Annotated in this window: 2 protein-coding genes; both read right to left on the bottom strand. The window is 68.9% G+C overall.

All coding sequences use genetic code 11. The features are described from left to right. Nucleotides 1–82: 82 nt before the first annotated feature. Nucleotides 83–649 carry an invasion associated locus B family protein gene (locus E0E05_RS17325; RefSeq protein WP_158629298.1) on the bottom strand — a complete coding sequence of 189 codons (567 nt, stop codon included), beginning with the start codon at nt 647–649 and terminating at the stop codon, nt 83–85. Then, nucleotides 606–20,756, bottom strand: coding sequence for a leukotoxin LktA family filamentous adhesin (locus E0E05_RS07205; protein WP_158629297.1), 20,151 nt, complete (start codon nt 20,754–20,756; stop codon nt 606–608). Before E0E05_RS07205 ends, E0E05_RS17325 begins: the two co-directional genes overlap by 44 nt. Nucleotides 20,757–20,935: the final 179 nt, after the last annotated feature.

Raw genomic sequence — 20,935 nt, 5'->3', positions numbered from 1 at the left:
CGCACGGGGCAGAAGGCGGGCGCGCTCTTTTTCTGACAGGCCAGTTATCGCCTTGCGGACGAGGGTGCAAGGGTCGGCACGGTCATTCGGCGCAGGCCTCGAGCGCCCGCCAGCCGGCAGTCACGCCGAACAGCGGAATGTCGACATTGAGCGTGCGCGCGCCGGCGACGGGGCGGAAGCCGAGAACGATGAAGCGGCCACGCTTGAGCCGGTCGAGACCGGCCTCGCTCAGCGTTCCGGCGGCAAGGCACCGTTCCGCGTCGCACGATTGCCACTGAAGACCGACCGCCTCGCCCGGGCGCTCTGGATGAACGTAGGCGATGGCGTCGGCGAGCGATACGCCGTTCGGGACGCGCACGCCGATCGCCGCGCCCGGCTCGCCGTCGCCGCGCGGGCGCAGGATCACCTCGGCGATGGTGGAACCGGATGCCCTGCTGGCGATCTGCGTCGTCAAAAGGCATTGCCCTCCGGCGCGGTAGAGCATCCAGTCGCGGAACCGGTCGGCGCGAGCGTCCTGCGCCGCCGCCGTCATCGGAAGCAGACAGAAGGCGAGCGCGGCCAAGGCAAGGGCGAATGCGAAACCGGGTGCCCCGGGCACCGTCACATCAGCGCCGCGCGCGGCGGTCGTCGTCGCGCTCTTCTTCCTCATCGTCCGCGCTGCCTCCGGTCCGTTCGGACCCGCCGCTCGTACCACCGGAGCCGAAACCGGTCGAGTTCTGGATGCGCACGTTCGGGCCGCCGGCGGTGCTGCGGGTCTCGAACAGCGGTCCGTCGCCGGTCTCGGGCGCGCCTCCACCCGGTCTCGAAAGGCCGGGACCGCGCCCGTTGCCGCCTCCGGGGGCTGGCGTGAAACCGCCGCCCGCCGGACCGAGGCCCGGCTTGCCGCCGCCCGGATCAAAGCCGCCCGACCCGCCACCGGTATTGCCGCCGGGACCGCGGACGATGCCATCGGGGACCCGTCCATTGTCGTTGATGACGCCGCCCGGATTGCGGCCGCCACCCGTACCGCCACCGGCATTGCCGCCACCGGTGCCGCCGCCGGCGTTGCCGCCAGTACCGGAGTTTCCACCGCCGCCGCCACCGGTATTGCCGCCGCCGCCACCACCGGTATTGCCGCCGCCGCCACCACCGGTGTTGCCGCCGCCACCGACTTCGCCGCCGCCCTCGCCGGGTTCACCGGGTCCGGGGACCGCGGTCGGTGTATAGAGTTCGGGCCGCACGGCCGGGAAGTCGAATGCGCGCAGCAGATCGACCGGTTCGGCGCCCCACTGGTCGAACCCGAACGCGGAGGCCACGATCTGCGGATCCTGGACTGCGCCGATCCGTTCGATCGCGACCTCGTCGCCCGCATTGAAGTGGGTGATGAAGACATCGCCCTGCGCCGCCGTGACGAAATCGCTCCGCATGTTGCCGCTCGCCAGATCGACCAGGATCGAGCCGGCGTAAGCGGCAAGGTTCAGGACGTCCAGATCGTCGACCGTCAGGTCGACATCGATATTGCCCGCGTTGGCGGTGAAGAAGGCCTGTCCTCCGGTGAGCTGGCCGGTACCCGCGATGCCGTTCGTACCGGTCAGGACCATCGTGCCGCCGCCGGCAACGCCCATCTTGCCGTTCAGCGTCAGCGGGCCTTCGGTGACAAGCTGCATCACGCCGCCACCATCGAGCACGAGTTCGTCGAGCCGCAGGCGCTGACCGTTGGAGATAAGAGCGTTGCCGCCCCCGATCCGCGCGTCGAGACGATCGGTGTCGATGCGCAGCGCGCCCTCATCTCCGGTCAAAAGGCGACCGATATCGAGCGTCAGGCCCCCGACGGCGCCGATCCAGGCATCCGGCGAGGAGGCGTCCAGTTCGCCGGTGACGTTCAGTTCGATGCCGCCGCCATTGTTCGACACCATGAACTGCGACAGGTCCAGATCATCCACCGCGATGTCGATCGCGTTCCAGGCGAAGATCGAATCGCCGAGTTCGAGATCGCCCTCGCCGCCGATCGTGATCGTCTGCGGCAGGATTGCGCCGCCGAGCCAATAGCGCGCCGTCTCGCCCGGCGCGACGTCGAAGGCGACCCCGCCGCCCGATTGCGTGCGCACCACGACCGGCGCGCCGTCGATGCCGGCGACCAGCGGCGCCCTGCCACCAGGGCCGATCGAGCCCTGGGCGGCGAGATAGGCCGCGGTTGCGGTCACATGCGGGGTGGTCTGGCCGGCAACGGCGCTGATCGTGCCGCCATCGGCGGTCAGCCGGACGCTGGACGGGGTGAAGATGGTGCCGATCGGCAGATCGCCGTTCGCGGTGATGAAGATATTGCCGCTCGCCCGCGCGGAGACGGACGGTTCGGCGCCCTCGGTGCCGACGCGAACCGGAGCGGGGCTGGTGCCGATGCCGCCTTGGGCGGCTTCCAGCAGGATCCGGTTGCCAGAAACGATGTCGTCGACACCCGCGCCCGGCGCGCGGACGATCGAGCCGCCGGCCTTCAGACGGACGATCTCGTTGGCGTCGACCGAATTGATCCGCAGATCGCCTTCCGAGCCGATCAGCGCGTCGTTGAACGCGAACGCGGTCAATTCGCCCTGAAGATCGACATCGACATCGTCGAAGATGGTGATCACCGTCTGGTCGCCCTTGCGAACGATATCGCCCGGCTCGGCCGTCCAAAGCGCGGTGAGCAGTTCCTCGGTCAGTTCGTCCCCGTCCCGCAGCACGACCGGTTCGATGCGGCTGCCGATCGAAATGCTGGCAGAAAGGTTCGCCGTGTCGGCGGTGATGTTGGCCTCCTCGATGGTCAGTTCGGTGTCGGTGATGCCGAGCACCAGCTCGGCGCGCAGCCGGTTCTGAAGCTGCGCGTCGGTGAAGAACATCGCCCTTTGCGTCTCGGCGACGATCTCATCATCGAGCTTGATGCGGACATCGACATCGTAGGGCCCCTCGCCATACTTCTCATGGATGCGGTGGTAGGCCTCGGTTCTGGCCTCGGCCTCGGCGTCGATCTGCTCCTGGGTCAGCGGGACGCCGCTCGCCTTGCCATCGAGCATGGCGTCGACCTGTTCGTCGGTGAACTTGAACTGGTAGTCCTCGTCGTAGCCCAGATCCCGGACGCGCTTGTCGACGACTTCGCCGGTCTCGTTCCGCGTGATCTCGATCTGGCGGCGGACCGACCAGTAGAACTCGTAATCGGCGCGTTCGGCCGCTTCGAGCCCGCGCGTGACCTCCTCGCGCCGGCCGTCGGACGCCGTTCCGAGATCGCGCAGGCCGATCTCGTCCCACAATTCGTCGAGCAGCCCGTCGATGGCGCGGCGGTCGGGCACGGCATTGTCGTTGGCGTCGGTGATCGAGCGGGTCGAGGTCAGCAACACCTCGCCATCGGTCGACTGGACGTGGCCGACCGGCAGATCGGAGAAGGGCGAACTGATGGAGATGTTGCCCAGCGCCCGGGCGTCGAGGCGTGTCGCCACAATGGCCGGCAGCGGCCCTTGCGGCGTCCCGATGGCGCCGCTTTCGGCGATCAGTTCCAGCGTGTCGGCGCCGAATGCGGGGTTGGGACGGTTGAGCCGGTTCTCGCGGAAGATCGAGCCGGGCGAGACGAGCCGGACGCGGTTGCCCGACACCTGGCTGACCGTGATGTTGCCGGACAGTTCGCGCAGCAGCACGTCGCCGCCGTTGGACTGGGCGAACAGGCGCGCGCCGTCGTTCTGGTCGATCACCATGTCGGCGACACCGGTGCGCGCGGTGCGTTCGGTGAACCCGCCGCCGGTCAGGCCGCCGCCAAGACGCCTTGTGGTGATGAAGTCGGCGCCGGAGATGTCGCCGGCCGCCTCGAAGCGGGAATGGTCGAGGAACAGGATGGCGTTGCCGCTTTCGGCCGAGATCGAGCCTGCAGTGGCGTTGACCTCGGTCTCGCCGGCGACATTGAAGACATTGCCGGCAAAGCGGACATCGCCGACCGAGTCGATCGTGATGGCCGAGGTCTCGAACCCTTCAAAGCCGATCGAGATCGGCACGTTGGCGGCGATCTCGTGATTGTCGAGCTGGTTGTAGGTGCGCACGATCTCGCGTTCGTAATCGCTCTCCCACTTGACGGGGACGCCCAGGAACCGATCGACCACGCGGCGCTCGCCGACCAGCGCCCAGTTGCCGGTCTGGACCGTCTCGTCGGTGATGTCACGGCCGTAATCGTAGGGCGTCGCCAGATCGGCGGCGGTGGTGGTCACCAGTGTCGCGATCGAGCGAAGCTCCTCGTCCTCGAAAAGGATCTGCGAGGAGGTGCTGAGCACCTCGTCCTCTTCGTAGTTGTTGAGGATGAAGCGTTCGGTGACCGTCTTCTGCTCGGTGGTGACCTCCTCGATGATCCGCGAGCGCGAATATTCGAGCGCGTAGGCATCGGAAATCTGGAACTGGGCCGTGTCGGGATCGAGCGCCGTGATGATCGGGATGACGGACGGCGTCCCGCTGAAATTGGTGGTGGCGAGCGTGGTCCGTTGAATCTGGCCGCCGAACATCCGGTAGGTCGTTCTCTGGAAGACATCGTCCTGGCCGGGCGGGCGGTCGAGCACCTTGTTGCCCAGATCGGTGATCGTGATGAAGCCGTCGACCGGTTCGGTCGCCGTGTTGATCGCCGAGAAGACCACCGGCAGGTCGGACATGTTGTTGACGGTGACATGGCCATAGCCGTTGGCTGCGGTGATGCGCGCCTGGTTCTCGGTCGGCCCGTTGCGCCAGTTGCCGCCCGTCGAGATGATCCGGCCGACCAGTTCGACATAGCCGCCCTTGGTGATCATCGGGTCGACTTCCAGTTCGCCCGTGCCGACATTGTACCAGACCGACACGTTCGAGGAGACCAGAGGGACCATGCCCGTGGGGCCGGTCAGTTCGTCGCCGATCAGAAGGTCGCCGTCGTCGCGCACCGCGCGCGAGATGAGGATGCGGTCGCGGCCGGCGATTTCGCCCGGCGTGAGGTTCGCCAGCCGCGTCGACAGCTGATCGTGGACGGTCAGGCGCCAGTCGGTCTCGCCGGACTGGATGGTGCCGTCGATGTTGAGCGTATCGGCATAGATGTAGACGCCGCCGATGGCGCGGATCTGGCCGTTGCCGCGCTCGCGCTCCCATGCGGGCACGCCCGCTGCGATATAGGCGTTCGATGCGATGACGCCGCTGACGCCGGGCAGGAAGAGCTGCCCCCGGTCGATCAGGTAGCCAAGATACGCCTGATCGGACATGTCCTCATATTCGGCGAAGAAGTCGCGATAGAGCCCGGCCGGATCGCGCCCACCCACCGTCGTCACGCCCGGCGGGGCGGACAGGAAGAAGTCGCCACCGGCGTCGATCGTCACGTTGCGGCCGGAAATGTCTGCGTCCAGCACCAGCACGTTGCCGTCGAGCGTCGAGACGGTGATGTCGCCGTTGAGGTTCTCGATGTTGCCCGAGATGATGATGTCGGAGCGGTCGTCATCGCCCGAGCCGATATAGGTGCCCGAGATCGAGATCGACGGCCGGTCGCCGTCCGAGGGCGCGATGTCGAGTTCGGCCCGAACGAACTGGTCCTCTCCGGCGCGCTGCAGCGCCTCGGCATTGTCGCGCACGGCAACGCCGTTGACGCGCACCTCGCCGCCGGCGCGGAACGGCACGGAGGCGCCCTCCACCTCGAGCAGGGCGGACGAAGCGTTGGTGATGCGGATCAGCGCGTCGCCATTGGCTTCGAGCCGACCGTCGCCGCCGATCGCATCGGTTATGATCTCGATATTGCCGACCGCGGCGACGATCGGCGAGACGGTGACCGTGTCGCCGCGCGCGTCGGCGCCGCCAAGGCGTGCGAGTCGCGCCTGAAGGCTGTCGATCTCGGCCTGAAGGCGGGCGCGCAGTTCGTCGGCACCTTCTTCGTAGATGTCGATGTCGTCGAGTTCGGCCTGCCGCTCGGCGATGAAGGCGACGAGCGCGGCGTTGCGCAACTCGTTGGTGGCATAATCGACCGAAACGCCCTCGGTGCTGCCGCCCAGCGTGATGTCGCCATTGAGGGCGATGTCCACGGTCGCCTCGGCGAACGCGCCGGCGATGGCGGTGCCCGCGATGGCGGTGCGCGAGGCCGAATTGTTGATCGACTGGCCGCCAGTTCGGTCGAGCGAGATTTCGTCGGCGCCGACGATGCCGCCAAAGAAGTTGGTGATCGCCTCGGCCGCGCCCGAATAGAGGTCGGAGACCGAATAGTAGCCGTACGGGTCGACAAAACCCTGATCGGAGACGAGCCGCACGTCGCGGGCGGCCATGATGCGGGCGTTGGTGCCGATCGTCAGGCCAGACCGGACATCGGCGTCCGCGATCGCCGTGACGCCGGCGGGCACGGGGATCGTCGTTCCGTTGAAGATGCGCGTTTCGGCGTTGAGCAGGATTTCCTGCTGGCGCGTGACGGTCCGGCCGTTGAGCAGCCGCACAGAGCCGGCGCGCGAGGTCAGTTCGCTCGACCCGCTCAGGGCGATGAGCTGATTGGCATCGAATTCGAGCTCGACGCCGCCCCTTGGCGCGCCGGCCAGCCCGTAGGCGGCGACGTTGGCTTCAAGGCTCGCATCGACATCGTTGGTCACCGAGACGGTGATGTCGTCGAAGGCGGCGAGTTCGGCGTCTTCGAACAGGATGTCGGCGCTGCGCACGTCGATGCGCATCTGACCGTCGCCGCGCGGGATCGCCACGGCGCCGCCCGTGTCGAGTTCGAGCCGGTCGACCAGATCGAAGCGGTTGTTGAGCGTGACCGCGATGCCCTCACCGTCAAGGAACGGCGAGACGAGCTGTTCGAGTCGGCTGCCGATCTCGATGTTGCTGTCGACATCGACGATCGTCTCGCTGCTGACGGACGAGCCGCTCGTGACGCCGCCGGTCGTGGTGCGCACGTTGAAGCCTTCGGCCAGCTTGGTGATCTGCTGCAGCGCGGCGACGGTGATGGTCGGCGCGGTCAGGTCGGCGCCGATTTGGACCGATATCGTCGCGTCGACCGTACTGTCGATGCCCGTTCCGCTGGCGCCCGAAAAGGATGCCTGCAGCGAATCGGCTTCGACTTCGAACGTGCTGGCCCGGTTTGCCACAACGTCGATGCCGCCGAGCGCGGCGATGCCCGAACCGGTCACGGCGACGGTGGTGGTCGGCACCATGGTCAGATTGACCTTGGAGGCCTGAAGCGCGATCGCCCCGCCCTGCCCGGAGACCGACTTGCCGAAGGTGGTGTCGGCCGCCGTCGCGCCGATGAGAACCGAGCCGTCCACCTGCGCGCTGCCGGTCAGATCGACACGGGTCGAAGCAATGCTCGACATGGTGGCTTCGGTCAGGTTGGCGCCGGCCGCGGCGAAGCCGAGCGCGAAACCGTCGGTGCGTGTGTCGATGGCGCCGTTGGTGCGCGCGTCGATCTCCACATCACCCTCGGCATCGAGCGAGGCGATCGTCAGGTCGATGATCGAGCGGCTTTCGTTGACCGCATTCGAACGGGCGCCCTGCCCGCCCAGAAGACCGCCGCCGGCCGCCGATATCGCGCGCGCGTCGACCAGGCTGACGCCCTCCTCGTCCATCGACACCGCGTCATTGGTCGTCACCGACAGCGTGCCGACGCGGAATTCGGCGCCAGAGCCGGTGACCTGCGCGATTCCCTCGCGGCGGGCGACCGCGCTCGACACGCCGACCGCGCCGCCGCCGCCAATGGCGACGCCGACGGCGAGCGAGGTGACGTTGGCCGCGTTCGAAGCGCGGATGGTCGCGGCGTCGAGCGTTTCGATGCGGGCGGTGCCCAGATCGACGGTCACCGTCGCCTCGTCGCGCGTGTCGGTGGCGACACCAACGCCCGAGGCGATGCCGCCGGCGGCGGCCACGCCCTGGCTGCGCAGCAGGCCGTCGCGCTCGGCGGTCACGTCGACATTGACGCCGACGACCCGCGCATCGGCCAGATCGATGGCGATGTCGGTTTCGCGCCTCGTCGTCGCCAGCGCGCCGCCATTGGCGATGGCGCCGGTCGACGCCGACACGGTGCTCGCCCAGGTCTCGCCATCCTCGCGGGCGCTGATCGCGACATCGCCGGCGCCGGCATTGATGTCGACGTTCTGGCCGAACTCGACATCGATCGTGCGCGACAGGGTGGTCACGGCGATGGCCGCGTTGGCCGAGACGAGGCCGCCGCTGCCGGCGACGGCGACCTGGTTGCCGAGCGGGTTGCCGTCCTCGTCGACATCGCGCTGGCCGGTCTGATCGACGGCACTGGCGCCGATCATCACGTCGCCGCCGCGGATCTGAACATTGTCGCCGATCTCGGTGACGATGGTCGAGCCGCGCTTGAGCGTGACGACGCCGCCGGCAACGCCCGCATAGCCGCCGATGGCGGCCGCGCCCGCGCGCATCTTGATCAGCCCGTCTTCCTTCGCGGCGATATCGATCTCGTCGCCCGCCTCGAGCCGGGTGGCGTCGCCGATCGAGGCGCGCAGGGCGTCGGTCTGGCCGGTCGCGTAAAGACCGCCCAGATCGACCGAGTTGCGGTCGCCGGCCGCCTCGCCGAGCAGGGAGGCAAGCTGGCTGTCCGCATTGGCCGGGCTGTCGCCCTCGGCCTCGAACGGATCGCCTTCCATGCCCGCATCGACCTCCTCGACGGTCTCGCGGCTCTCCTCGTCGTCGGCCGAGGCGGCGAAGCTGGCAACCAGCGCGGCGCCCGAAAAGCCGACCGCGCCGCCGCCGACCGTCAGCGCGTTCGCGGTCAGGTCGCGCACGCCATCGGCCCTGACCGTGATCGTGTCCTGCGCCACGAGGGTGACGCCGCTGCCGATCGAGGCCTCGACCGTGTTGCGCACATTGGTCACGCCGACCGAGGCGCCGATGCCGACGAAGCCGCCGGCGACCGCGCCGACCGTCATGGTCTGGTCGAAGCCCTGATAGGCGTGGACATTGACGTTGCGCGGCGCCGGCGCGCCCACATAGGCGCCGAAATCGGTGTTGTTGCCGATGCGGGCGAAGACCTGCTGCTCGAACTTGGAAACCAGGATCGACCCGCTCACGCCGACAAGGCCGCCAGCCGCGCCGGCGACGACCGAATTGGTGCGCAGCTGCGAATCCGCGCGAATGTCGAGATCGCGCGTGACACGCAGGTTCGACGCATCGCCGGCGTTGCCGTCGAGAATCTCGGCTCGGGTCTCATCGCGCGCATTGAGGATGACGACGCCGCCGGCGACGCCGGCAATACCGCCGGCGGCGGTCGCCGCGTTGTTGACGATGTTGCGCGGCGATGCGGCGACAAGCTCGGTGTCGCGGCCGCTGATCAGGGTGGAATCGTAGACCAGCGTACGCGTGGCGTTGGTCGTCACGAGGCTCTCGACGATGCCGGCAACGCCCGCATAGAGCCCGCCGGCGACGGCGATCGAGAACTTGTTCAGCTTTTCGGGGGCGGCAGCGGTCAGCACGATGTCGCGGTCGGCGTCGATCGTGCTGCCGATCACTTCTGTCTCGGTGGTCTTCTTGAGCGAGCCGACCTCGACCAGCGCGCCCACGCCCGCGCCGCCGATGCCGACCGCGCCGGTCAGCGAGAAGGTGAAGATGTCGCTCTGATTGTAGGCCTCGGCGGAGACGTTCCGGCCGGAGACGACCGTGCTGTCGACGATGCGCGCCTTGACCGCGTCGCGCACCAGAAGCACCGGCACCTGAAGGCCGATCGCCACCGAGCCGGCGCCGGCAATCGACACGGCAATGGCCTGAAGGGACGTCTGATTGTCGGCGAGTACGGAGACGCCGCTGATCGCGGTGTCCTGGCGCTCGACATAGTCGGTCTGCACATCGCCCGTGGCGGAGCGCGTGATCGTGTCGATGCCGGCATCGAAGGCGCGCGCCGTGACCTCGGAATCGACGATCTCCGAGATGACCTCGGAGGCCATCGAGATGACCGAGACCGACACGCCGATGCCGACCGAGCCGCCGATGGCTATCGAGCCGGTGGTCTGGCTGGCCCCCAGTTCGCGGCTGGCCGAATCGTCGCCCCCGCCCACGCCCGACAGAACGCCGCCATTGATGGCGCGGACAAGCACGCTGTCATCAGCCGTCACGGTCGAATCGACGATCCTTGCCGCGGCGACGTCGCGCTTGATCGTGATCGAGATCGAGCCGGTGATGCCCGCCGAGCCGCCGCCGGCGGCGCCGACCGCGGCGGCGGTCAGCTCGGAATCGCCGAACGTGTCGACGATCACGTCATCGGTGGCCGTCAGGGTCGAATTATCGACCAGCGCGACGCTTTCGCCCTTCTGTTCGGAGATGCCGAGCGTTGCGCCCACGCCGGCGCTCGAGCCGACCGAGGCCTGAAGGACGAAGGCGTTCATCCTCTGCGACCGCCGGGTCGCGACGACGATGTCGCGGCTGGAATTGATTTCAGCGTCCAGCACAGTGGAGCGCGTGACGCTCTTGGCGCTGTTCAGGCCGACCGAAAGGCCGATCCCGACGCCAGTCGACGCGCCGACCGACACGCCGAGCGACAGCGCGCCACCCTCGTCGACACTCGAAAGGGCGACATCGCCGCCCGCATCGATCGCCACGTCGGTGATCGACGCCTCGGTCTGCGCGTCCATGTCGGAGACGGCGAGCACGGCGGCGACGGCGACATTGCCGCTCGTGGCGGTGACCGAACCGGCGATCGCCCGCGACTGGCCGTCCGATGTCGCATCGACGGTCAGATCGCCGACGCGCAGCGCGCTGCCGGTGGTGGCCCAGCTTCCCGCGCCGTCGATCCGGGCGCGAACCAGCTGGTCGTGCCGGCTGATGCCGGCACCCGCGCCGATCGCGACGTTGGACTGGCCCGCCGAGGCGCCGGCCGAAAGGCCCATGGCGCGCGCGGTCGAGGCGGCGGTGATGGTCGTGTCGCCGAGCACGGCTCTTGACCCGCTGCCGAGCACCAGATCGGCGGAGACGAGACCGCCCAGCCGCGCCCAACCGAAGGACGCGCCGATCGAGACCCCGCCGCTGCCGCCGCTCGATCCGTCGCCGCCATCGCCGCCGTCGCCGGAGGGCCTGTCGCCATTGGCCTGGCCGCCTGCTTCGTCCAGGCCTCCATCGTCATCGCCGCTCGGAAAGCCGAACAGCGCGATCTGGATGATGTTGGAGAGCGCCGTATTGGCGACATCGCGGGCGCTGACGGAGATGCCGTTTTCGTCGATGGTGACCGCGTTCGCCGCTTCGCCCGTCAGCCCGCCCGTGTCGAAGCCGATCGAGATCTGACCGGCGATCGAGGCGACCTTGCGGGCATCCTCGGCCTCGATGAGCGTCGCGCCGGGGACGGTGAGTGACGTGTCGTCTGCGACGACAACGCGCGATTCGACCGCCAGATCCATGCGGCGGACAAGATCGGCGCGGGCGGCCGCATCGGTGATCTGAAGTTCGTCGGCCACCGCGTTGCCCAGATCGTCGCGCGTCTGCTCGTTCTGCGCCTCGTGTTCCTGGCTGCGCTCACCGGGTTCGAGGATGACGGCACCAGCAGGGCGGCGGCCCATCTGCGTGTAGGCAAGCGAGCCGACCAGGCTGAAGCTGCCCGATCCCGTCGCCGCGCCGATGGCGATGTTGCCCGCCTCGCTGAGATCGCGGGCCCGTGCCGACAGGGCGCCGTCTATGACGAGATCGTCGTCGACGATCAATTCGGCCAGCGTGCGGCCACCGGTCTGCAGCACGTTGCCGCCGATGCCGACCGCGGCGTTCGCCTCCTGGGCGGTGACCGAGATGCCGATCAGCTTGTCCTGACGCTCGGCGCGGACGTTCAGATCGCCGCCGACGGTGCCGCCGAAGTCGCCAGAGGCGCGAGCAACGATCTCGCGATTGGAGGTCAGCCAGCCGGCCTGGAACGCAGCCGCGAAGTTGCCGCCGCCGAAATTCATGCCGACCACGGTGCCGGTCAGCGCGGCCTCGCTCAGTGCGACGACATCGGTGCGGTCAGTGAAATCGAGCGCGGTGTCGGTGACAAGGGCGCTGACGTCGAGCCCGTTACGGGCATAGCCGACCCCGCCGACGATGCCGACGCCGCCGGTTTCGGCACGCGCGATCGCGGCCGCCTGCAGGACCGACTTGTCCTCGGCCTTGAACTCGGCCCGCCGGCCGGAAAGCGTCGTGCCGTCGGCTTCGGCGATGACCGTGCCGTTCATCGTCGCGCTCGAGACCATCACATCGAGCGCGTTCTCGCCTGAGCCGGACTTGCCGGTGCGCGCGAGCACGCGGCCGGCTTGCCGGGCGCCGACGATGATGTCGCCGGTGCCTGCGTCGACGTCGCCGCCGATGATCCGGGCGCTGGTGTCGGTACGCAGGTCGGAGACGATCACGCCGATCGCACCGGCGGTCTCGGCCGCCACCGACAGGCCCTGCCGGTTGACGAGATCGCCCTCGGTGAGGGCGGATATGGCGACCGACCCCGCATCGACATCGGCATCGCGGATCAGTGCCTCGGTCGTCCGCCGCGAAACGATCACGCCGACGCCGATGTTGCCGGCAAAGCCTTCGTCGGCCTCACCGCCGCCCTTCTGCATGACGTCGACATTGCCCGACTGGGTCGCCGTGACGGTCACGGCCGGATTGCCGGACAGGTCGGCATCGGTGATCCGTGCGCGCACGGTCCGGTCCTCGACGACGACCGCCGCCGAAGCGCCGATGCTGACCTCGCCCGATGCGGCGTCCGAGCCGATCCGGGCACGGCTGTCGGCGGTGTCAGTCGCGCTGACGTCCACGGCGCCGGCCTCGACCGAGCCACCCACGATGTCGGCGGTGACATCGCGGTCGGTGACGTTGACCGCCGCCGCCGCGGCCAGAGTGAAGGAATCGGACGAACCGCTCGAGGCGGCCGCGCCGTCGATCGAGCCGTCGCGCCGGGCGCTGACGGTGACTTCGCCCGCCGAAATCGTGCTCTCGTCGATCAGCGCGCGGACGGTTTCGGATTGCACGTTGCCGGCGAAGGCGATGCCGACCGAGAAGCCGCCCGAGCCGTCGCCGCCGCCTTCGGCTTCCTCGTCGCCGCCCTCGCCTTCACCGTCTCCGGCAGGGATATCGGGTGCGTCGGGCGCATCGGGTGCATCCGGCGCATCGGGATCGTCGGCGTCGTCCTCCTCGGCCGGGTCGCGCACGGCGCCGGCGAGAAGCAGCGACGAGCCGCCATTGCGCGCCGAGACGGTCAGACCGCCGCCGGCGAGATCCTGATCGACGTTCGTATCGGTGACCAACGCCTCGGTGACGACGGTGCTGACATCGACCGAGGCGCTGCCGAGCACGGTGCTCTTGACCGCCGCGTCGCCGCGTCCGGCCGAAAACAGGTTCATCGTCGTCGTGTCGATCGCCTGGACGAAGCTCGCCCCGTCATCGAGCAACAGTTCGGGCGCGCTGACCGTGGCGCGCGTCGTCCGGTCGATGCGACCGAGCGCCACCGAGGCGGCGATGCCGAACTCGCCCGCGCCGGAGACCGCCGAGCCGGCGGCGGCGAAGTTGCGTGTCGTGTTGGTGGCGACCACCGACAGGTTGCCGCCACCGCCCGACGTCGTGTCGACAGTCCGGTTGTGCTCGATGCGGGCCGTTGCCGCCACATCGCCGAAGATGCCGGAGAAATCGCCGGCAAGGGCGAAGCCGAACTCCTTGCCGTCGGCCGGGCTGTCGAGATTGTCGTTGTCGTCGTCCGGGTTGGCCGGATCGTCGGTCTTGGTGTCGGCCGTCTTGTCGGCAAGATCGTCGGCGTTGGTCGTCGCGCGGTCCCCAAGCAGCTTGACCGGCACCTCGGTCTTCTTGCGCTTGTCGGGCTCACCGTCATCGTCCTCGTCGATGGCCGAGGATTCGTCGAGACCGGCCCCGGCGACCGAGGTGACGATCACATCGCCGCCGATCAGAGCGGCGACCGTGGTGGAGCCGAGCGACCAGTCGCCGGTGAAGCCCGAGCTGCCATCGGGATTGGTGACAATCGCCGCATCGGCCGTGCGGTCGGCGAAGACCAGCGCAGGCGACACGCCGATCGATGTGCTGCCGGAGGCGCCGCTGCCGGCATCGGCCAGCAGCGTGCTCTTGTCGGTGGCGATCAGCGATGTCTCACCCATCTTGTAGCGCGACGGGTCGACAAGCAGCGCGTTCGCCACCCCGTCATAGTCGGTCATGGCAAAGCCGATGTTCAGCGCGAACTTCTCGGCCTTGCCGTAGGAAGCGGCAGCGGTCGCCGCGGTGAGATCGTTGGTCGCCGAAAGGCTCAGCGCCCCGATCGTGCCGATCGAGTTGCCGCGCGCCTCGGGCAGCGGCGCCGCGAAGATCGCTTCGGTTGTCGGCCGCATGATCAGCACATGACCGGATCCGCCGACGCCCGACGCGCCGGAGACGAATGGATCGGCATTGTCGCGCCGCGAGGCGAAGCCGCCATCGGTCAGCGCGGTCAGGGACAGCGACTGCGTGTCGATCGAGCCGGCGTTCTTGGTCGCGGCAAAGCGGGCGGTCGTGTCGGTGCGGAAGCGGTGAATGGCGACATCGACGGCGATGGCGGCCTTTTCGCCGTCGGTCTGGGTCGAGGTGACGATGTTCCAATTGTCGTCGCCGACCAGCGCATCGGCGGACAAGGGCCGGTCGTCGATGTCGACATAGCCGCCCCCGCCGCGTTCGAACATGGCATCGCGGTCGAGCACGGTGCCGTCGCCCGGATCGTCCGGCGTGCCGCCATCGTCGATGAACTGGCCGGTCGGGCTGTTCTGGAAGGCGATCTGCGGCAGGTTCGTGGTCGCGCTGACGGCGATCGAACCGGCGGACGAGGTGAAGAAGTTGCGCCCCAGCGCGGCGTCGGTGGTCAGGTTCCAGTCGCCGAGCGGCACGGAAACGACCGCGCCCACGCGCGGGGAATCGGCTCCGGTTCCGATCGCCGAGCGCGTCTCCTTGTGGAACTGCTCGATGCCGGTCGCCGCGCTCAGCGCGAGGCTGCCCTCGCCAGTGTTCCAGCCGCCAAGAATCGTCGCGCCGACATAGAGCGGTTCGGGCGCATCGGGCTGGTAGCGCTCGCCGCCGAGCCGGGCGGTCGTCACGTCGTCGTGGCGTTCCAGATTGAAGGCGAGCGCGAATGCATCCTTGAAGCTGGCGCGCGCTTCGGGCGTATCGCCGCCGCCGGGCGGGGCCGGCTGGTCTTCCTGCACCTCTTCCTGGGTCTCGTCGGAGACGTCCATCAGCGCGGTGGCCACCTTGCCGATCTTGTCGCCGTCGCCATCGCCGGGCCGGTCGTCCGGATCGCCGTCGCCCTCGCCGCCCTCGGCGGGATCCTCGGCGCCGGGCACCAGCGTGCCGGCCGAGGCGACCGCGCGCGCCGAATAGTTGGTGTAGACGTTCTCGGCCTTGACCGTGACCGGCGCGTCGCCATCGTGGAACATGGTCGCGCCCGAGGCCACTTCGGTGACCGTGTCAGCCAGCGAGACGATGCCGGCGATCGCAAGGGCCGACGCGGTGCCGTCGGCGGCGATCACCTCCATGTCGATGTCGTGCTCGGTGCGCGCGGCGATGGTCAGCCCGTCGCCCGAAATGAAGCGGGAAAAGGTCTGGGTCTCGTTGTCGCGGAAGTACCAGGGGACCAGGTCCTGCTGGGCGTCGATCAGGATGCGGTTGTCGACCGAGCGCAGCGACAGGATGCCGGCCGCCTTGATGAAGCGTTCCGCGCCGGCGGTCGCGCGCATGGTGTGGTCCTCGACGGCGGTCGAGGTGATGGTCAGCGTGCCGTCGTTGAAGGCGTCGAAGTCGGTGGAGCGGATGACCGTGCGGGAATTGGTGTCGGTGATGCCGATGGCTGCGGCGATCGTGTCCGAGGAGGCGTCGATGTCGAGACCCGTGCGCGCGGTCGAGGCCACCTCCAGCGTTCCGGCCGAGCCGGCCGGCTGGCCGTTGGCGTCGCGGTTGAGATCGACCTCGACGAGCGAATCCTCGAGCCAGACGGTCGAATCGGCGATCAGGCGCAGCGGCGCGACGGTGATCGACAGGCCCTTGAGGCCGCCGCCGCCTTCTTCCTCGCCATTGCGCGCCTGTTCGCCCGCATCGCGAACCAGATCGGCGACCGCGTCCATCTGCTCGGTGTCGGCGACATCGGCTTTTTTGGGTTCGTCGTCGGCGTCGGGGTCACCGGGCGCGTCGGGGTCAGCGGGCGCATCAGGGTCGTCTGCTTCCGGTCCGGTGCGCAGCGAGGCGGCGCGAATGGTGATCTGGGGCACCGCATGGGCGGTGATCTCGATGTCGCGCGCCTCGTCGGTGATCTCGACGGAACACTCCTCGCAGAAGCCCCCCTCGCCTTCGCCTTCGAAGCCGCCCTCGCCGCCGCCCTGTTCGAGCGGACCGTTGCCGGTGCCGAAGCGGATCGAGGCGTCCACCAGTTCGGTGCGCGCGGTGGCGGCAACGCGGGCGAAGTTGGCGGCGACCGAAATGCCCCAGCCATCGTCGGCGCGGCCGGTGCGGCCGTTGACGACCAGATCGAGCGTAGACCGGTCGGGGGAGCGGATCGACAGCGGCTTGAGCGTGTTGTCCTCGCCGACCAGATCGGCGCCGAACTCGATGTCGGTGTCGAGCAGCGTCGTCGTCGTATCCTGGGCGATGGCGGTCAGGCCGAAGCTGCCGGAAATGCCGATGCCGCCGGTCGCCGCGGCCGTCACCGCGCTCGACTGGCCATAGGCGATATCGGTCAGCGCGGTGATCGAAACCTCGCCCTCGACATCGACATAGATGTCGTCGGCATCGTGCTGGCTGAACACGCCGTCGCGGTCGGCGATGCCGGCGCGGGTGGTCACATCGGCGAACAGGCCGCCGAAATCGCCGGCGAAGGTGAAGCCGCCCTCGCCCTCCTTGTCGGGCGCGCCGCCGCCGATCGCCTGCTTGACGCGGTCCGCATCGTCCGTGCCCAGCATGTCCGGGTCGATGGTGGTCTTGTCCTCGTCCTTTGCGTCATCGTCGGGCGCATCGGGGTCGGGATCGCCGGCGCCGGGTTCGCCGGCGTCGTCCTCGTCGCCGCTGCCGCCGGCCGAGACGGTGCCGCCGACGATCACGTTGCCCTCGGCCTCGGCGGCGATCTCCAGCCCGCCCAGCAGCGCCCAGCCGGAAAGGTCCGTGTCGGGGCCGTAAGCGAGCGCCTCCTGCTTGCCCAGGATACGCGCCTCGGTGGTCCGGTCGGCGAAGTTCAGACTCACGCCGACGCCGATCGAGCTCTTGCCGTCGGCGGCGCCCGAGACCACGGTGACCGTGTCGCCGGCATTGGTGGCGGTCAGGGCGAAATCGCCCGCGATCTCGAAATCGGTCTGGTGGCCGACGAACGCCTGCACGGTGTCGTCGCGCTGGGTCAGGGCGAGCGCGCCGGCGAAATTGGTCTTCTCGGCCGAACCGTGCGCGCGCGCATCGGCGAAGACGAGCCGGTCGTCGCGCGCGCTCACATTGACCGCGTCGATGTTTTCCGTCGCGGCGATGATCGCGCCGTTCTCGACATTGGCGCGCGCCAGCCCGTCCATGTCGACCAGCGAGACCGATGCGCCCAGGCCCGAGCCCTCGGCCGAGCCGACGCTGTCGCCCGGCGCACCCGCCGATGCACCGAAGGCCCCGCTCAGCCGGGCGCTGACCAGCCAGGTCTCGTCGTTGGCGCCCTCGTCGATGTCGCCATACTCGTCGGCATTGTCCTCGATGTAGCTGCCTGCGCCGAGCGTCGCCGTGGCGGTCTGGTCGCCGGTCAGGCGTGACAGGGAAAAGCCGATGCCGAGTTCGTCACCCGCGCCGAGCGTGCGCGCCCGGCTGAGCGCGATCGGCGCGTCGTCGGCATCGGTGAAAATCGGTCCTTCACCATCCGACCAGGCGCCGATCACCGAGGGATCGGCGTCCGGGTCGGCTTCGCCGAGGATCTCGGCCTTGCGGGCTGCATGAGCGGTGTCCAGCGCGTCGCGTCCTGCGATATCCGGCGCGCTGTTCTCGGCGATGATCGAGACCGAGCCGGGGGTGACGATGGTCGGCTCGTAGGGAATGTAGACGACATCGCCGGGCGCGGGCGCGTCGAGCTTTGCGCTCGCGCGGGCGTCGGCCTGCATGTCCCAGTCGGCGAGGCTGAACGCGCCCAGAAGGACGAGACCGCCACCCGACTGAAGCTCGCTCTTCGACTTGCCGGTCAGGCCGCCCGGCGTGTCGTCGTCCGGCAGATCGGCCGAGCCGGCCGCCGCCAGCGCGAACTGGGAGACCGCGCCAAGCTGGTTGCGCGCGCCGATGACCACGCCGGTCTCGTCAAGCCCCAGATCGGGCGTACCGCGCTGATCGCTCTCGGGCTCGACCAGGATGAGCGGCGTGCCGAGCCGCTGGCCGGTACCGGCATCTGTGTCGAATGTATAGTCCGCATCACCGAACAGCGTGCGCGCCTGCGCATTGTGGTTGGCGACGGCGACGGCAACCGCATAGGCATTGTCGCCGGAATCGCCGGACTGATCGGGGGCCGGAGCGCCATTGTCGTCCGAGACGCCGGAGGCCTCATTGGCCGTGTTCGCCGCAGCACTGAGAAGCGGCAGGAGCTGCTCGCGATTGTCCTCGGGCGTCGGATCGGGCGCGGTCGGATCGGGGCTGTCCGCGTCGGTCAGCGTGCCGCCGGTGACGCGCGCGGACAGATCGACGCTCTGATAGTCGTTGAGCGCCTCGACGCTGATCTTGCCCTTGGGGTTGACCAGTTCGGTTCCGACCGCCGTCGTCGCGTCGATATCGTCGAGCGAGACAAGGATCGCGCCGCCGAACGCGCTGTCGGACAGGAGCGCCTCGGCCGCCGCGCTGACATCGACGATGTTGGTGGCGCCGATGGCGATGCCTTCCTTGGCCTTGATGCCGGCATCGGCGACGTTGCCGGGCTCGGTCGGATCGTAGGCCGTCTCGGCGTCGCCCGAGACGATCGTCGTCGCCTCGGCCATCCGGATCGAGATGGCCGCGCCGATGTTGACGCCGTCGTTCTGGCCATCGAACCCCTGGGCTGCCTCGGCCTTGAGATCCTGGGTCGCCTTCGTCGTCGCGCTCACGTCGACCGTGCCACCGGCCTCGAGGCGCGAATCGGCGATGACCGTTTCGGCCCTGGTGTTGGAGACCGAAACGACGACGGCCATGCCGTCCGTGTCCGGGCCGATCCGGGTTACGGTGCGCGACTGCGCGGCCGCCTCGATATCGCCGCTGGCGACGAGCGAGGAGCCGGTGACCTCGATGCGGGTGCGCGCTTCCAGATAGGACGGCCAGTTCTCGTAATTGACGCTGTCTAGGATCTGATCGGCCTTCGACGCCGCATCGCTGACCAGTTCGACCAGATCGTCGACGAAACCGACACCCGTGTCATCGAGCCCGAGGCTGGCGATATAGCCGTCGGCCGTGCCTTCGACGTCGACGAGATTGTCCTTTTCGACCTCGGCGATCAGCCGGATGTTGCCGCCGCGCAGATAAGCGCCGTTGATCGAAATGCCGCTGACGCTGACCGGCGACGGTTCGGTCGAATGGCCGTCGGCGTCGATGCGGTTGGCCTCGAGCGTGATGTCGCCGGCTTCGAACCCGCTGCCCTCTTCGACAAAGGCGAGAAGCCGGGCGCCCTTTTCGATGACGATCTGCGGGGCGACGAGCATGATGTCGCCGGAATCGCCAGCCGAGGCCGCGCCGAAATCGTTGGGATCGCCGTCGGTCTTGCGCGTGTTGATGATGGTGCGCTCGCTGACGACGATGCGGTCGCCGGCCTGAAGCGTGATGTCCACGCCGCCGGTGATCCGGTCGGTGTCGACTTCCAGAACGTCCGGGTCGATGAAGATCGAGCCGCCCTGCCCGGTCCCGGACCAGGCGGCCAGTTCGCCGTTCAGTTCGACCAGTTCCTCGGCGGAAAAGCCGATATGGCCGCCATCGCCGCTGCCGCGCGCGGCGACCGAAATCGTCGCGCCCGCACTCAGCACCGACGACCCGGTGGCGAACACGTCGACCGTGCCGCCATGGCCGGCGCCCTCGCCTTCGGCCAGCATTCGCGCGCCCGGTTCGAGCCTGACATGGGCCGCCCGCACCTTCACATTGCCGCCGGAAGCGCCGTTCACGGACACGACGCGGCCGCTGCCGGAGACCGTCACGGTGCCGCCCGCGTCGAGCGTCACCCCCGGGGCGGGGCCGGCGCCGTTGACCGCGCCCGCCATGATCGCGGCGCGGTCGCCGGCCGAGACCCGGCCGGAGATGGTGACATTGCCGCCGGCGCGCAGGCGCACCGCGCGGTGACCGCTGATCGAGCCCTGAACGTCGATGTCGGCGTCCGATTGCGGCGCGGTGCCGCTGACGAGGCGGTCGACATGGGAACCGCTGACCGCGCCGTTCGGGCCGACGAATTCATCGACGAACTTCTGCGAGGGCGTCGACAGGCTGACCGAGCCGCCCTGGACCGAGCCGCCCGGGCCGACCACGAACCCGTTCGGATTGGCGATGTAGAGGTTGCCGCCAACCTGTCCGTTCTGCATCGAACGCACGGCGCCGTTGATCTGGCTGCGGCTGCCATTGACGATGTTGACGGTGCCGGACGCGCCGCCGGGCACGTGCAGGTTCGTGGTGGTGCCGGCACCGGTCGAAAAGCTCGAGAACGTGTTGACACCGTGTCCGCCGACGACGGTCGAGGTGGTCACGTCGGTGACCGTCCCGCTGGTGGTGACGTTCGTGGCGGTGCGCCCGTCCGCCGTGACCTGTGCGCGGGCCGGACCCAAGGCGGCGCCCGTGACGGCGACAACGCACAGCGCGCTCGCGCTCACGAACAGATCGCGCCGCAATCTTGCCAGTGCCATGGTGCCTCCCGACACGCTGCCGGTCCGCATAACCCTGCCGCGCGGCCGGTATTTTCGCCCCATTGGCGCGTGCCGCTCGCGACCCGCGCATGCCGAACTAAAGCCCGGCGCGGCGACCGGCTGAACGGCACGGTTAGCGAAAAGTGAAGAAATTCCGGGCCCTGGCACCCGTTTCGGCG

This window comes from Roseitalea porphyridii, assembly GCF_004331955.1.
Lineage (GTDB): Bacteria > Pseudomonadota > Alphaproteobacteria > Rhizobiales > Rhizobiaceae > Roseitalea > Roseitalea porphyridii.
Note: the sequence above shows the minus strand (reverse complement) of the source record. Positions and strands in the feature narration are given on the sequence as shown.

Excerpts from the sequence above, each read along its gene's own strand:
- E0E05_RS17325 (WP_158629298.1), bottom strand. The coding sequence starts at position 649 with ATGAGGAAGAAGAGCGCGACGACGACCGCCGCGCGCGGCGCTGATGTG.
- E0E05_RS07205 (WP_158629297.1), bottom strand. The coding sequence starts at position 20,756 with ATGGCACTGGCAAGATTGCGGCGCGATCTGTTCGTGAGCGCGAGCGCG.